The sequence below is a fragment of the Bacillus sp. FSL R5-0397 genome (genome assembly GCF_038593395.1).
GTDB lineage: Bacteria > Bacillota > Bacilli > Bacillales > Bacillaceae > Bacillus > Bacillus altitudinis.
The window spans coordinates 3,465,199-3,480,503 of sequence record NZ_CP151992.1 but is presented as its reverse complement, the minus strand read 5'-3'; the positions used below and the strand labels follow the sequence as shown (position 1 = coordinate 3,480,503).

Here is a 15,305-nt window from a genome sequence, read left to right as displayed (position 1 = left end):
GATGAAAAAATGGATCAGGATGCCAGCCTTCATGGCTGCATTGCTGCTGGCACTTATACTGCCTTTTTCAAATGCACAGGCTGCCTCATTAAATGATGGTACATACTCCGTCAATTACACTGTGATGAAGGCCGAAGGAACTGCAGTTTCGATGGCAAATGATTACTGGCTGAAGCCGGCAAAAGTGATCGTGAAAAATGGCAAGCTAACGGTTCAAATGACCATTAAAAACAGCAGCTGGGTAACGGAATTTAAAGTGCCGGGAAATGGCGGCTATGTCGATACGACGGTTCTATCAACGAATAAGAAAGCCAATACAAGGCTTGTTCAATTCCAAGCACAGAGTTTGTCTAAACCAATCAAGTCAAAAATCCATGTCACAGTCAAATCGGCTGATTATGATCATGACTATACCATCCAACTGAAATTCGATGAAAGCAGCATCAAGTCACTTTCTTCTGACAGTTCAAAAGAAACAGCAGGTGCAGCAAAACATCAAGAATCATCAAAAGAAACAACCAAAACAACTGATTCATCCACCAAAACAAAACAAGAAGAAAATCCTCAAACTGGTGATACAAGCCAGATGGGATGGCTCCTTGTGCTTGTCTTATGTTCAGGTGGGTTTTTAGCGAGAAAGTGGATCATCAAGCATTAACGGAAGGAAGTGTCATCTTTTGAAACGTCTTTTTCATCTACAGACAGCTATTCTGCTCGTTTTATTCAGTTTGTTGACTGCGTTTCAGCTGCCTCAAGGAACGGCTCAGGCGGCATCATTGGTTGATGGTGAATATACGGCCGGATTCACCATTTTAAAAAATGGCAGCACTGAAGCATCCATGATGGATACGTATACAGAAAAGCCAGCTAAGCTCGTCATCGAAAATGGCAAGACGACTGCCTATTTGACGCTGAAGCAAAGCAAAGAAATCACAGATTTCAAGGTCGAACAAAATGGCTCTCTCGTCACCACTGAAACGGTCAGTGAAGATGAGACAGCGAATACGCGTGTGATCAAATTTGATGTAGCCGATGTATCAGCCAAATTAAATGGCTGGGTCAAAATTTACTGGGACTTAGGCGGCTTTATTTATGATGAGGCGTATGACGTACAGATCGCTTTCGACGAGAGCAGTCTCACACTTGTCACGCCTGCGAAGCCAGACGATAGTGAAACAACACCAGATGATCAAAACGGTACGACGCCAGGCGACAGTGAAACAACACCAGATGATCAAAGTGGTACGACACCAGGTGACAGCGAAACAAAGCCGGATGATCAAAGCGGCACGACGCCAGGCGACAGCGAAACAAAGCCAGATGATCAAAACGGCACAACACCAGTTGATTCGACGCAGAACCAATTAAAAGATGGTGTGTATCGTATCAACTACAGTGTGCTGAAGGGCGATGAGGATGTGGCATCTCGAATGAGCCAATACTTCTCACATCCAGCATCGTTAACCGTTAAAAATGGAACGCAAACCGTTTCCTTTACGGTGAAGGATCATACGTCAGTTGATTCTTTGAAAATAGAGAAAAACGGTTCTTATCAAGAAGTGAAAAACGTGAGCACAGATCAAGCAAAGAACACAAGAGTGGTTTCATTTGAAGTGTCTGATCTGAAAAAAGCAGTTAACGGAAAAGTACACATTGTGGTAGCAGCCGCTCACTATGATCAAACGTACGATATTCGTTTTCAATTTGATTCAAAAAGTATCATTCCACTGAAGGACGGCCAAATAGAGGAAGAAACACCGGCTACACCAGAAACACCAAAACCAAATAAACCAGCACCAGACACAACGAACGGCGGAACGAATCAAGAGACAGTTCAGCTAAAAGACGGGGTGTACAAGCTTCCTTTCTCAATGAAGAAAGCAGACAAGGATGAGCTTTCTCGCATGAACGATTACGTCGTGAGCCCTGCGACATTGGTGGTGAAAAATGGCCGCCATTTCGTTTCATACACTGTGAAGAACAGCTCAGCTATCACGTCGTTCCAAGTAGGAACCGGCGGTAAATTTGAAGAGACGCTAGTTGCAAAGACTGATCAAAAAGCAGATACACGAGTGATTCAATATGAAGCAAAAAGTGTAAGCAGTGATCAGGCAGCACGGGTGAAAATTGACATTCCAGCTGCCAATTATCATGAGCAGTACGATGTCAAACTTGTCTATGATACGAAAGGCATTTCACTTGGTGAAGGAAGCGGAATTGCGACGGTAATCGGAGACGATGAGAGCATCGGCTTTGTGAAAAATCCAAATGATCACGATTCTCAACCAAGCCAGCTTGCGAATCTCGCCCCTGAGGAAACGGGTGCAGAGCAGATGACCTTTACGCCATCAGATGACCAAACCAAGTCTGAGACAGGTCAGCTGAACCCAAAAACAGGAGATACTTCACTTCTTTGGGTGTACATTCTTTTATTCGGCGGATCACTATTCGTGCTCGTCAGAAAGTATCAAACTCGTACAAGATAAAGAATCTATTTTAAGTGAGGTGCGCCATTCATCTCGGCGCATCCACTTCCTTTTTTTCGAAAGGAGGCTTCTGTTTTTTGAAGCATCGAATGTTATGTACCCTGATCACGGCTCTATGTGTGTGCGTCTTCTTAGCAGGCTGCTCACAATCAGCTGAAAGCTCAGCGAAAGGCAAAAAAAGCGCAGCATCAAATGCCCGCATTGTGGCAACGACTGTAGCTGCTGCTGAGATCATGGATGCGCTAGAGGTAGATCTTGTCGGGGTGCCAACAAGTCAAAAATCCTTGCCGGCTCGATACAAAGGACTCCCAGCAGTCGGTAACCCAATGAGCCCAGACATGGAAATCATCCAATCACTTCAACCGACAGATGTCCTGTCTGTCACGACCCTTCAATATGATTTAGAAACGCCTTTTCAACAAGCTTCTGTCCCTGCGACATACCTCAACCTTGAGAGCCTGGACAAGATGGAGAACGCCATCACAAAGCTTGGAGAAAAATATGATAGAAAGACACAAGCGAAACGCATTGTGGATGATTTTGAACAAAAAAAGAAAGACATACAAGAGAGAACGAAGGGAAAGACGAAGCCATCCGTTCTCATTTTGCTTGGTGTACCAGGCAGTTATTTAGTGGCAACAGAGAATTCGTATATCGGTGATCTTGTACGTATTGCAGGAGGAAAGAACATCGTAAAAGGTGAGAAAATGGAGTATTTGGCATCCAATACGGAGTATTTACAAAAAGCCAATCCAGATATCATTCTCCGTGCCGCACATGGGATGCCGGATGAAGTCGTCAAAATGTTTGATCAAGAATTTAAAACAAATGACATCTGGAAACATTTCCATGCGGTCAAACAAGACCGGGTGTACGACCTCGAAGAAAGCTTATTCGGGACAACAGGCAACTTAAAGGCAGCAGAGGCATTAGATGAATTGACTCGTATGTTGTATCCGTCATAAGCGGCGAATCTTAATGATAAAAGGACGTTCAAGATGAAAAAAACAGGGATTTTATTTCTGATAGTCAGTCTCTTACTAGCCGGCGTATTTATTTATTCCGCCATTACGGGGAGCATTCATGTTACACCGATTGAATTATTGGAAGGGCTTATGACCGGTCAACATGCACAGGTAGAAATCATTAAAGATTTAAGAATCCCCCGCATGCTCATTGCGATGTTTACAGGGGCGGCTTTATCTGTCTCCGGTGTCCTCTTGCAGTCTGTGATGAGGAATCCATTAGCAGATGCCGGTGTTATTGGTATTTCATCGGGAGCTAGCTTCTTTTCTTTAATGGCAATTACAGCGCTTCCTCAATTTTATTTCTACTCTCCTTTATTTTCAGTTTTAGGCGGGGCAATTGCCTGCTTCCTCGTATACGTGTTGTCTTGGAAAGGCGGCTTAAGCCCGATTCGAATGATTTTGGTGGGGATCGCCATCAATGCCATGTTTACAGGGATGGCAGAAGCGTTTGTGACCATTTGCAGCTATTTCAATATCACCATTAATCAGTCGGGACAGTCGAATCTGACAATGAAAACGTGGGGAGATGTCCGTTTAATCGGTGTCTATGGCGTCATTGGGCTTGTGGTTGCGCTTTTCTTTAGCAGATGGTGTAACTTGCTTGCCCTTCAAGATAAGACGGCGAAAAACTTAGGATTGCGTGTGACCAGAATGCGCCTTTTGATTTCAATCACGGCGGTGTTATTAGCAGCGGTGACTGCTGCGGTAGCGGGCGTGATTGCCTTTGTCGGTTTGCTCATTCCCCATATCTCTAGAAGGCTCGTCGGCTCGGACCATCGGGTACTGATTCCATTTTCTGCGTTAAGCGGGGCATTGCTCATTTTGACGGCTGATACGCTCGGCAGAACGCTTGTGGCACCAAATGAAATCCCTGCTTCTACAATCATGGCTGTTATTGGCGGGCCGTTTCTGATCTTTTTATTAAGAAGGGGGGATCGTCTTCATGGACATTCGTGAGGTGTCGTTTTCCTATGATCGGCAGAGGGATATTGTTCAATCGGTCACCACGCACATCGAAAAAGGGAAAATTACGACCATTATCGGTCCAAATGGCTCGGGCAAATCCACACTGCTTTCCTTGATGGCACATAACCATTGTCCACATAAAGGACAGATTCATTTAGATGGGCAAGAACTGAATGCGTTCAAGCCAAGGGAACTCGCGAGAAAGCTGGCAGTCGTACATCAGCAAAATGAAGCGCCGCTCGATTTAACGATCGAACGAGTCGTGGCATTTGGGAGAACGCCGTACCAAACGATGCGCGGCAGTGATAAGGAAGAAGATGAGAAAGCAATCGAGTGGGCGCTGTCCTGTACAAAGCTGACGGATAAGCGAAAGGTGCCACTCGCCTCATTGTCAGGCGGAGAACGGCAGCGTGTATGGATTGCGATGGCTTTAGCGCAAAAAACACCGATCCTTTTCTTAGATGAACCGACGACTTATTTGGATATGTATTATCAATTTGACATTCTGGAGCTCATTCGAGAGCTCAATGTCGAGCATGGATTAACCATCGTGATGGTCCTGCACGATATGAATCAGGCGATTCGCTATAGTGATGTCATCATCGCCATGAAAGATGGACAAATTATCCGCGAAGGACGGCCAAATGATGTGTTAACAGAAGAGTTGGTGCGGCACATTTATCATGTGTCCGTCACAATTAAGCAGGATGCAGAAACAGGGATGTATATCATGCCTGTAGGCATATAAGTTGTGCAAAAAGCAGGTGAGACAGTGTGAAACGAGGGAAAAGAATCGGGCAGCGAATGCTGACGATCGTCTGTTTAGGTGTTTTTCTATATAGCGGTACTGCCATTGGCTTGGAGCTCTTTGGCAATTATCAAAATCGTCAGGTGCTTGCAAAGGCTCAGACACTTTACACACACGAGGATGGAATGAAACAGCGAAAACCTGGAGAAATCCGTCAGTCATTTGATGATTTGCGAAAGGTGAATCAAGACATTGTCGGTTGGATTGATATGAAGGACACGATGATTCAGTATCCAATTGTTCAGTCAAACGATAATGCATTCTATTTAACTCGTAATTATGTAAAGGATGACACACGGGCAGGCAGTATCTTTATGGATTATCGTAATGACGTCTTGCATGAAAGTCCCAATACAGTGGTGTACGGTCATCGGATGAGGGATGGGTCTATGTTTGCTGGTCTCACAAACTATTTGAAAAAAGATTTCTTCCAAGATCATCGCACATTTCAGTACGATACGCTGTACCAAAGCTATGAAGCAGAGATTTTTGCTGTGTATGAGACGACAGTCGATTTCGATTATATTCAGACTGATTTTCAGGATCTTGGTGAATATGCGCACTACTTGCAAGCTGTGCGTAAGAAGTCCATCTATCAAACGAAAACAGACGTATCCACAGATGACTTGATTCTCACATTATCGACCTGTGATCACGTGCTGGCACCTAAAAACAAGCGTCTCGTGGTACAGGCGAAGCTAAAGAAAGTTTACTAGAAAAGGAGAGACAGACGGTTGAAATGTTTACATGTGATTTGGGCAGGACTCGTCGTCGTGCTTCTCCTCGGCGGATGCAGCCAGGCGGCGCCTGTCGAGAATGGGAGCAAGCAAGGTGCGCTCAACATTCAGGATTTTGCCGGCAGAACATTATCGTTTCATGAATCACCTGAACGGATCGTCTCGTTGTCAACTGGCGACATGAGCATCATTTATGCTCTAGGTGGTCAGGTTGTCGGCCGGCCAACTGCCGAATTGCCAGACAATCTACAAAAGGCAAAGTCCGTACAATCAATTGGCACAACCCATCAATTTGATGTCGAGCTGATCACGAGTTTAAAGCCCGATGTGGTGCTTGGGAATGAATCATTAAACAGCAAGGATATCTCTACTATAGAAGGAATTGGTTCACAGCTTCTTTTGACAAGTGCCAACTCAGTGAAGGACATCCAGCGTCAAGTTACTTTATTTGGTGATTTACTTGGAAAACAGCAAAAGGCCAAAGCACTCAATGCTCAAATCGATCAGCGGATCAAGCAAGTGAAGCAGCCTGAGAAAAAAGTAAAGACACTCGTTGTATATGGTGCGCCCGGCACATATATGGCGGCACTTCCACAATCTTTAAGCGGTGATCTGCTGCGGATCGCTGGTGGGGCGAATATTGCTGAAAATGAACCAGCACTCGAAAAGTTTCCGCAATATGCACAAATCAATGCAGAAAAGGTAATCGAGGCCGATCCGGATCTCATTTTGCTGATGACACACAGCAATCCTGAAGATGTCAAAGCAGGCTTTATGAGTGAAATGAAGCAAAATGCGGCGTGGCACGATGTATCAGCTGTCAAAAATGGATACGTTGAGATTCTGCCAAGTGACCTATTTGGGACAAATCCAGGCGCAGAAGTCATCAGAGCGATCGATGAATTAGAGAAGAAATTGAAGCGATTGTCATCATGAAGATGAATGCAGAACTAGATTTTCAAAAAAGGCAGTCAAGACGAAAATGGCTGTTACCAGGAATGTTTCTCTCTTTATGTGTGGGCGTCTGTCTAGGACTTGCGGTAGGTTCTGTCCAATTATCGCTGACGGATTTAATGGCTGTGTTCACGGGATCAGGTCTGCCTGTTCATGAAAAAATTGTCATGGATTTACGGCTTCCCCGTGTGCTCATTGGTTTTCTCGTTGGGGCCTGTCTCGCAGCATCAGGGGCGATTTTACAAGGAGTTGTCCGAAATCCACTTGCTGACCCTGGGATCATTGGTGTGACTGCGGGCGGCGGGTTAGCTGCTGTACTCAGCATGATTGTTCTCCCGCAATTCACGTATTTGCTTCCGGCAGCCGCTTTTCTGGGCGCCTTATTAGCAGCTCTTGTCGTGTATATGCTGTCATTTGATCAAGGGGTTTCACCGCTTAAATTGATCTTGGCAGGTGTTGCCGTCAATGCCCTGCTTGGTGCGGTGATGAATGGGTTTATGGTGCTATATAGTGAGCGTGTGCAGGCTGTTTTGCCTTTTCTATCAGGGGGATTAAACGGGCGGAGCTGGCATCATCTTAGCTTTGTGTCGCCATATGCGCTGGCTGGATTATGTCTTTGTTTTTTCGCCATTAAACCGTCCAATCTCCTTTTACTTGGCGATGAATCGGCTCAGCTATTGGGCCTTCGAGTAGAGCGAACTCGATTTTTTCTCATTGCGCTGGCCGCTCTTTTAGCTGGAGCGGCTGTCAGTGTCAGTGGTTTAATCGGATTTGTCGGGCTTGTTGTACCTCATTTTATCCGTCTTTTAATCGGAGATGATTACCGGTATTTGCTGCCGATTTCAATGCTTGGAGGGGGCGTGCTTGTGGTCTTTGCCGATACAGCAGCACGGGTCTGGTTTACACCGGTTGAATTGCCTGTAGGGATTTTGCTTGCCTGCATCGGTGCACCTTTCTTCCTCTATTTATTAAAAAAGAAAGGGAGGGGTTAAGATGGATGTCATTGCAATGGATGACGTGAGTCTCAGTCAAGGCGGCTTTCGGCTGTCTTCCATTTCAGCAGCTGTTCCTAAAGGGAGTGTAACCGGAATCATTGGCCCGAATGGGTCAGGTAAGTCGACTTTTATCAAAGCGGCCGCACGACTGACCTCAATCGAAAGCGGCATGATTTACATTCACGACATCCCGCAAAAAGAGATGACGGCACAGGAGATCGCCCAGGAGGTGGCGGTTCTCATGCAAACAAGAACCGCCATTCCATCGATGACAGTACGTGAGCTTGTCGCACTTGGACGCAGTCCGCACCGTTCCATCTGGAAAAAAAGCAGTACGTCAGATCATGAAGCGATTGAGTGGGCGCTTGATGTGACGAATAGCCGCACCAATGAAAACAGAATGCTTCATACATTGTCAGGCGGAGAAAGACAAAAGGCATATATTGCAATGGCACTGGCTCAGAAGACAGAAACCATCATTCTCGATGAGCCAACCACTTATTTAGACATTGCGCATCAGCTTGAATTACTGGAGCTACTCAAACAGCTGAATCAAACACATGGCATCACCATTTTAATGGTTCTCCATGACTTGCAGCAGGCCGCAAAATATTGTGACCGTCTCATTGCTATGAAGCGAGGTCAAGTGCATCAAATTGGTTCACCAAAAGAAGTGTTAACAGAAGACTTTTTCAAGGAGGTTTTTGGGATTCAGGCAGAGGTTCACTTAGACGGTGAGCATCCGCTCATTATCCCAATCGCCTCCATTCAACAACAAAAGGGAGATGAACCAAACATGATTATTGTAAACAACCAAGTAAGAGTAGAAAAAGGCAGTGCCGACCACCTTGTTAAACGGTTTAACAAGCAGGGGCAAGTAGAATTTATGGAAGGCTTTTTAGGAATGGAAGTATGGGTCACTCAGCAGACAACTGATTACGATGAAGTGACCATTCACACCCGCTGGAATCGAAAAGAAGACTTTGTGAATTGGACAAAATCTCAGGCATTTGGTGATGCGCATGCTCATGGAAAGGCGAAACCTGAAGGCCTGTTAAAAAACAAAATTACGTACTATGAAGTGCAAGTCACAAGACCCGCTTTACAGAAAAAAGCCTAAATATTCAAAAGCGCTGCAGCGAAGAAGCAGCGCTATTTTTTTTGTGATTGTCTCTTTCCGTCACATATTTTTGACAAAGTATTCAAACAACTGACACAATCCTATCCAAATTTTAGGTAAAATTTACTTTATTTTTGAAGCACATGGGTGTAAAGTACAGGTATAAATAACTAACCGAATGAAAATCAAGAGTAAAATTTCATCGAGTGAACTATATCAAATGGACTTTCACTTGTGAATCATTGAACAAATAGTGAACTTTTTGTGAAATGGTGAGCATAAATATCTCGAATCATTCGGCATGCGAAAGTAAGGGAGGATGTAAGGCTGTGAGTGAGCTGTTTTTAGCAAGATTTCAATTTGCCTCAACGACATTATTTCATTTTATTTTTGTTCCTATGTCTATAGGTTTGGTATTTATCGTTGCATTGATGCAAACCCTTTATGTGGTGAAGAAAAAAGACATCTATAAAAAGATGGCAAAATTTTGGGGTCACCTTTTCTTAATTAACTTTGCAGTAGGTGTGGTGACAGGGATTCTGCAAGAATTCCAGTTTGGGATGAACTGGTCAGATTATTCAAGGTTTGTCGGTGATGTCTTTGGTGCACCGCTTGCCATTGAAGCGCTATTGGCCTTTTTCCTTGAATCGACCTTTATTGGTCTTTGGATATTCGGCTGGGACCGTCTACCGAAAAAAATTCATTTGTTATGTATTTGGCTCGTTTCTCTTGGTACGATCTTTTCGGCGTTTTGGATTTTACTCGCCAACTCATTTATGCAGGAGCCAGTTGGATTTGTGATTAAAAATGGCCGTGCAGAAATGAATGACTTTGGGGCGCTCGTGACAAATCCGCAACTTTGGGTAGAGTTCCCACACGTTCTGTTTGGTGCATTGGCAACCGGTGCTTTCTTTATCGCAGGTGTTAGTGCCTATAAAATGATCAAAAAACAAGAAGTGACCTTTTTCAAAAAATCTTTCCAGATTGCCATGGTGCTTGCTTTCATTTCTGGCTTAGGTGTGGCGTTCTCTGGACATGATCAAGCGAAGCACTTAATGGAATCACAGCCGATGAAGATGGCAGCAAGTGAAGCCCTTTGGAAGGATAGTGGAGATCCAGCGGCTTGGACACTATTTGCCAACATTGACACAGATAAAAAAGAAAACTCTGCGGAGATCAATATTCCGTTTGCTTTAAGTTACTTGGCTTACTCGAAGTTTAGTGGAGATGTGCCAGGCATGCTGACCCTTCAAAAAGAATATGAAGCAAAGTTTGGTCCTGGGGATTACATTCCTCCAGTCAAAACAACCTTCTGGAGCTTTAGAATCATGGTGGGTGCCGGCATGTTGATGATTTTTGCTAGTATGATTGGTTTGTATTTGAGCTTTAGAAAAAAACTAGAATCAAACAAATGGTATTTACGCTTCATGGTATGGATGATTGCATTCCCATTTATTGCAAACTCAGCGGGCTGGATCATGACGGAAATTGGGCGTCAGCCGTGGACAGTCTTTGGTATGATGACAACCGCACAATCCATTTCACCAAACGTATCGTACGGCATGTTGCTATTCTCAGTCATTAGCTTTACGACCATTTATCTGATTCTTGCCATCGCGCTTGCCTACTTATTCATTCGAGAAATTAAAAAAGGTGCACATTCTGAAGAGAATACAGATCAAAAGGATGAAACGGACCTGTCTACAGATCCATTTGATGGAGGCGCATATCATGGCATATCTTAACGAGATTTGGTTTATTCTTGTCGCAGTATTGTTTGTTGGATTTTTCTTCTTAGAAGGATTTGATTTTGGTGTCGGGATGTCCATGCAACTGCTTGGAAAAGATGCACATGAGCGCCGCATTTTAATCAATACGATTGGCCCTTTCTGGGATGCGAATGAGGTCTGGCTGATTACAGCTGGCGGGGCTATTTTCGCCGCTTTTCCTCACTGGTACGCTACGATGTTCAGCGGATACTATATTCCATTTACGATTCTCCTATTAGCGCTCATTGGGCGGGGGGTCGCCTTTGAATTTAGAGGGAAGGTCGAGAAGGCTTCATGGATCAAAACGTGGGACTGGATCATCTTCTTTGGCAGTCTGCTTCCGCCATTTTTACTCGGAGTGCTATTCACAAGTATGTTACGAGGAATGCCCATTGATCAAGATATGAATATGTACGCTGGATTTACAGACTTCGTCAATCTTTATTCAGTGATCGGCGGGGTAGCTGTGACGGTGCTTTGCCTCCTGCATGGATTGATTTTCGTCACACTCCGCACTGAGGGTGATTTAAGAAATCGTGCAAGAAAGCTCGGTCAGCGTGTTTTATTGATTGCACTACCAGTTCTTGTTCTATTTGTTGGTGTGTCTATTCTTGAAACAGACATTTATACCGTGCGTCCGATCATCACAATCCCTTTAACTGTACTCATTGTGGTTTGTTATGTAGCAGCTCTATTCTTTATGAGAAAAGAGCGTGATGGATGGACATTTTTATTCACAGGTGCAGGTATTATGGTGACGGTGACCATGCTTTTCACAGCATTATTCCCGCGTGTCATGATTAGTTCGATCAACCATGCATTCGACCTCACCATTCAAAACGCTGCATCAGGATCTTATTCACTGACGGTCATGACGATTGTTGCCATTTCTTTGCTACCTTTTGTGCTTGGGTATCAAATCTGGAGCTACTATGTCTTCCGTAAACGTGTAAGCGGTAAGGAGCCAATGACCTACTAATGGATAAACGTTTGCTTCAACTAAAAGGAATGAGGGGGCTTCTTGCCCTCTTAGGTATTGTGTCAATCATCCAAGGAGCAAGTATTATTTTTCAAGCACAGTGGCTGGCACATGCCATAACAACGCTGTTTGACGGGAAGAGCCTCATGCAGGCAACACCTTATGTCTTGCTGTTTCTTGCTGCCTTTCTGGTGCGGCACGGTCTCACCTTGATGCGGGAGAAGGTCATGTTCACCTATTCTTCCCGAATTGGAGCAGACGTGAGAAAGCAGCTGTTGGACCAGCTGTTCCGTTTAGGGCCAGCTTTCGCGAAGAAAAAAGGAACAGGAAAGCTTGTGACATTGGCGATGGAGGGCATTGTCCAATATCGTCAGTATTTACAGCTGTTTTTGCCGAAAATGGTGAACATGGCAGTTATTCCGGTGATGGTGCTTGTCTATGTTTGGACATTAGATGAAACATCTGCTGTCATTCTCATTGTCACGCTGCCGATTTTAATTGTTTTTATGATTTTGCTAGGACTTGTCGCTCAGCGTAAAGCGGCCAAACAATGGAGATCGTATGAGAAATTATCCAATCATTTTACTGATTCTCTCCGTGGCCTTGAAACGCTTCGCTACTTAGGGATTAGCAAAAAGCATTCTCGCAATATTGGAGAGGTCTCAAAGCGTTATCGAAAGGCGACGATGAGCACACTGAAAGTCGCCTTTCTTTCATCTTTTGCTCTCGATTTCTTTTCAATGCTGTCCATTGCGACTGTCGCTGTATTTCTCGGCTTGCGCTTAATTGAGGGAGATCTTTTGTTATTGCCCGCTTTGACCGCACTGATGCTTGCGCCAGAATATTTCTTGCCAGTCCGTGAAGTGGGAAATGATTATCATGCGACGTTAAACGGTAAAGAAGCGAATGAGGCGATTCAAGTGATTTTAGAGGAAAAGGGCTTCCGAGAGCAGGAGACACAATCCGTGCAGCTGAACGAGTGGAATGAGCAATCTGAGCTCATACTGCAAGATGTCAGTGTCTTGCATGATGAACATGCTCCTTATTCGATTCAGGATGTGGACCTCACTGTGAAAGGAAAGAAAAAGATTGGGATCATCGGTGCCAGTGGTTCGGGGAAATCGACGTTAACGGATGTTCTCGGGGGTTTTGTTGAACCGTCTGCAGGTGAAATCATCCTAAACGGAAAGCCGCTTGCTCATTTACAGCTGGCGGCATGGCAAAAAGAAGTCGTTTATATGCCGCAGCATCCTTATTTATTTCACATGACACTGAGAGAAAACATTCGTTTTTATGAACCGAATGCAACAGATGAAGACGTCGAAAGAGCGGTGCAAGAGGCAGGTTTGTCTCAGCTCGTAGCTGAACTCCCCAATGGACTGGATGAGGTCATTGGCGAACAGGGCAGAGGACTGAGCGGTGGACAAGCGCAGCGGATTGCCCTCGCTCGTACAGTGCTCGGCCAGCGATCCATTATGCTGTTAGATGAACCAACGGCTCATCTGGATATTGAGACAGAGTATGAATTGAAGAAAACAATGCTTCCATTGTTTGAAAATAAACTTGTGTTCTTAGCCACACACAGACTTCATTGGATGACGGATATGGATGAAATCATTGTGATGGATCATGGGACGATTGCAGAGATGGGGACTCATGAATCATTAATGGAAAGAAAAGGTGTGTACTATCAATTGGTACAGGAACAAATGGGGGCGGTCACACATGGTCAGTAAAGGCTGGTTTATACCTTATATCAAGGAGAATCAAAAGCTGTTTGCCTTGGTGCTTTTTTTAGGGGCGATTGCGGTGTTTTCTGCTTCTATGCTCATGTATACGTCAGGGTTCCTCATTTCAAAAGCTGCCACAAGACCTGAGAATATCTTGATGGTCTATGTCCCAATCGTGGCAGTACGTACCTTTGGTATTTCACGCTCAGCTGCTCGTTATGCAGAGAGACTGGCGAGTCATCAGCTCATTTTGACGATGATTGAAAAAATGCGGGTACGTCTTTATGATATGGCAGAACGCAGTGCCAAACAGACTAAGCTTGGAACAGGTGAAATGCTTGGGCTGTTATCAGAAGATGTGGAGAGATTACAGGATGCGTATTTAAAAACAATCTTTCCATCCATCGGTGCGCTGCTTTTATATGCCGCATCGATTGGAGCACTTGGGCTTTTTTCATGGCCTTTTGCCGGGTTGATGCTGCTTTATATGGCGCTGCTCGTATTTGTATTCCCATACATCACTGTACTTGTGAACCGGGCGCGACAAATTCAAATGAAGAAAGGCAGAAATGAACTGTACAGCCATTTAACAGATGCTGTCATGGGCGTGAGTGATTGGTTGTTTAGCGGCAGACAGAACGATTTTGTTGAGGGCTATGAACGAAAAGAAGCAAAGCTATTAGCACTCGAAGCGGCAAAGCACCGGTTTATCCGTCTGCGCCAATTTTTAGCACAGCTAGTGATTGGAGGAGCAGTCGTCCTTGTCGTGTATTGGAGCGGCTCAGTCGTTCAGGCTGGTTCTATGCCGCACACGCTCATCGCAGCCTTTGTGCTTGTGCTGTTTCCATTAACAGAAGCTTTTCTTCCGCTGTCAGATGCAGCAGGCGATATTCCTGTTTATCAGCATGCCGTCAGCAGATTAAATCATTATGAAGAGCAGTCGTATGAAGGATTAGTGGAGAGGGAGGCAGCAGACGATACACCCGTCTCTGATGGCGTTGAAGCGGTCTGTTTTGATCAAGTCACCTTCGGATATGAAGTAGATCAACATGTACTAAAGCATTTTTCGTTTTCCATGAAGCAAGGTGAATCGCTCGCTCTTTTAGGAAAAAGCGGTGCAGGCAAATCGACCATTTTAAAATTGTTAGAAGGGGCAGTCGTGCCAAATCAAGGGGTTGTCAGCATTCAGGGGAAACCGGTACAAAGCATTCAAGAGGAGATATCCTCTTATGTGTCTGTGCTCAATCAACAGCCCTACTTATTCGATACGTCTGTTTTAAACAACATTCGCTTAGGTTCTCCAGAAGCGACAGAAGAGCAAGTAAAAGAAGCCGCGCGGCAAGTGCAGCTGCACGATTACATTGAGTCTTTGCCAGAAGGTTATCACACAGGTGTACAAGAGACAGGGGTTCGTTTCTCAGGTGGAGAAAGACAGCGTATGGCTCTAGCACGGATTTTGCTGCAAAACACACCGATTGTTGTATTAGATGAGCCAACCGTCGGGCTTGATCCACGCACAGAGCGTGAATTGCTTGAAACAATCTTCCGTGTGTTAAAAGGAAAAACAGTCATTTGGATCACCCATCATCTCACTGGCTGTGAGGCATGTGACCGTATGATGTTTATTGAAGGTGGACGTATTGAGATGGAAGGGCACCATCATGATTTGCTGAAAGAAAATGTGCGTTATCAAAAGCTGTATGAAATGGATCGTCCATTTTCGAACGTGTAAA

At 44.7% G+C, this 15,305-nt stretch carries 13 protein-coding genes; all 13 read left to right on the top strand.

Annotation, left to right across the window (positions count from 1 at the left end):
- The first annotated feature begins 1 nt into the window (after window position 1).
- The 13 genes from isdC to cydC all read left to right on the top strand — a co-directional run bounded on the left by isdC (window position 2) and on the right by cydC (window position 15,304).
- Window positions 2–658 carry a heme uptake protein IsdC gene (isdC, locus tag NSQ70_RS17865; RefSeq protein WP_110487238.1) on the top strand — a complete coding sequence of 219 codons (657 nt, stop codon included), beginning with the start codon at window positions 2–4 and terminating at the stop codon, window positions 656–658.
- 19 nt (window positions 659–677) lie between these two features.
- On the top strand, window positions 678–2,486 hold the full coding sequence (locus tag NSQ70_RS17860) for an NEAT domain-containing protein (RefSeq protein WP_342502324.1): 1,809 nt from the start codon (window positions 678–680) through the stop codon (window positions 2,484–2,486).
- A 77-nt stretch (window positions 2,487–2,563) separates the two neighbouring features.
- Window positions 2,564–3,451: a heme ABC transporter substrate-binding protein IsdE gene (gene isdE / locus NSQ70_RS17855; RefSeq protein ID WP_045033776.1), complete on the top strand. Its 888-nt coding sequence runs from the start codon at window positions 2,564–2,566 to the stop codon at window positions 3,449–3,451.
- 33 nt (window positions 3,452–3,484) lie between these two features.
- A complete protein-coding gene (locus NSQ70_RS17850) occupies window positions 3,485–4,471 on the top strand; it encodes an iron ABC transporter permease (RefSeq protein WP_007497915.1) in 987 nt (328 codons plus the stop codon).
- Window positions 4,458–5,228 carry an ABC transporter ATP-binding protein gene (locus tag NSQ70_RS17845; protein ID WP_285528774.1) on the top strand — a complete coding sequence of 257 codons (771 nt, stop codon included), beginning with the start codon at window positions 4,458–4,460 and terminating at the stop codon, window positions 5,226–5,228. Before NSQ70_RS17850 ends, NSQ70_RS17845 begins: the two co-directional genes overlap by 14 nt.
- Window positions 5,229–5,254: 26 nt before the next feature.
- Window positions 5,255–6,004: a class B sortase gene (srtB, locus tag NSQ70_RS17840; protein WP_008345589.1), complete on the top strand. Its 750-nt coding sequence runs from the start codon at window positions 5,255–5,257 to the stop codon at window positions 6,002–6,004.
- A gap of 18 nt (window positions 6,005–6,022) precedes the next feature.
- The gene (locus tag NSQ70_RS17835; RefSeq protein ID WP_057078875.1) at window positions 6,023–6,961 is read left to right on the top strand and encodes an ABC transporter substrate-binding protein; all 939 of its coding nucleotides are present in this window, start codon (window positions 6,023–6,025) and stop codon (window positions 6,959–6,961) included.
- Entirely contained in the window at window positions 6,958–7,971 is a 1,014-nt protein-coding gene (locus tag NSQ70_RS17830) for an iron ABC transporter permease (RefSeq protein WP_047946578.1), read from the top strand. Before NSQ70_RS17835 ends, NSQ70_RS17830 begins: the two co-directional genes overlap by 4 nt.
- 1 nt (window position 7,972) lies before the next feature.
- Complete coding sequence (gene isdG / locus NSQ70_RS17825; RefSeq protein ID WP_282900743.1) at window positions 7,973–9,094, top strand: heme oxygenase; 1,122 nt, start codon at window positions 7,973–7,975, stop codon at window positions 9,092–9,094.
- 329 nt (window positions 9,095–9,423) lie between these two features.
- Window positions 9,424–10,839, top strand: coding sequence for a cytochrome ubiquinol oxidase subunit I (locus tag NSQ70_RS17820; RefSeq protein ID WP_342502323.1), 1,416 nt, complete (start codon window positions 9,424–9,426; stop codon window positions 10,837–10,839).
- Window positions 10,826–11,842 (top strand): cytochrome d ubiquinol oxidase subunit II, encoded by a 1,017-nt coding sequence (gene cydB, locus NSQ70_RS17815; protein WP_024719518.1) that lies wholly within the window; start codon window positions 10,826–10,828, stop codon window positions 11,840–11,842. Before NSQ70_RS17820 ends, cydB begins: the two co-directional genes overlap by 14 nt.
- The gene (gene cydD / locus NSQ70_RS17810; protein WP_342502322.1) at window positions 11,842–13,578 is read left to right on the top strand and encodes a thiol reductant ABC exporter subunit CydD; all 1,737 of its coding nucleotides are present in this window, start codon (window positions 11,842–11,844) and stop codon (window positions 13,576–13,578) included. The genes cydB and cydD overlap by 1 nt, the downstream gene beginning before the upstream one ends.
- Window positions 13,568–15,304, top strand: coding sequence for a thiol reductant ABC exporter subunit CydC (cydC, locus tag NSQ70_RS17805; RefSeq protein ID WP_342502321.1), 1,737 nt, complete (start codon window positions 13,568–13,570; stop codon window positions 15,302–15,304). The genes cydD and cydC overlap by 11 nt, the downstream gene beginning before the upstream one ends.
- The last annotated feature ends 1 nt before the right edge of the window (window position 15,305 follow it).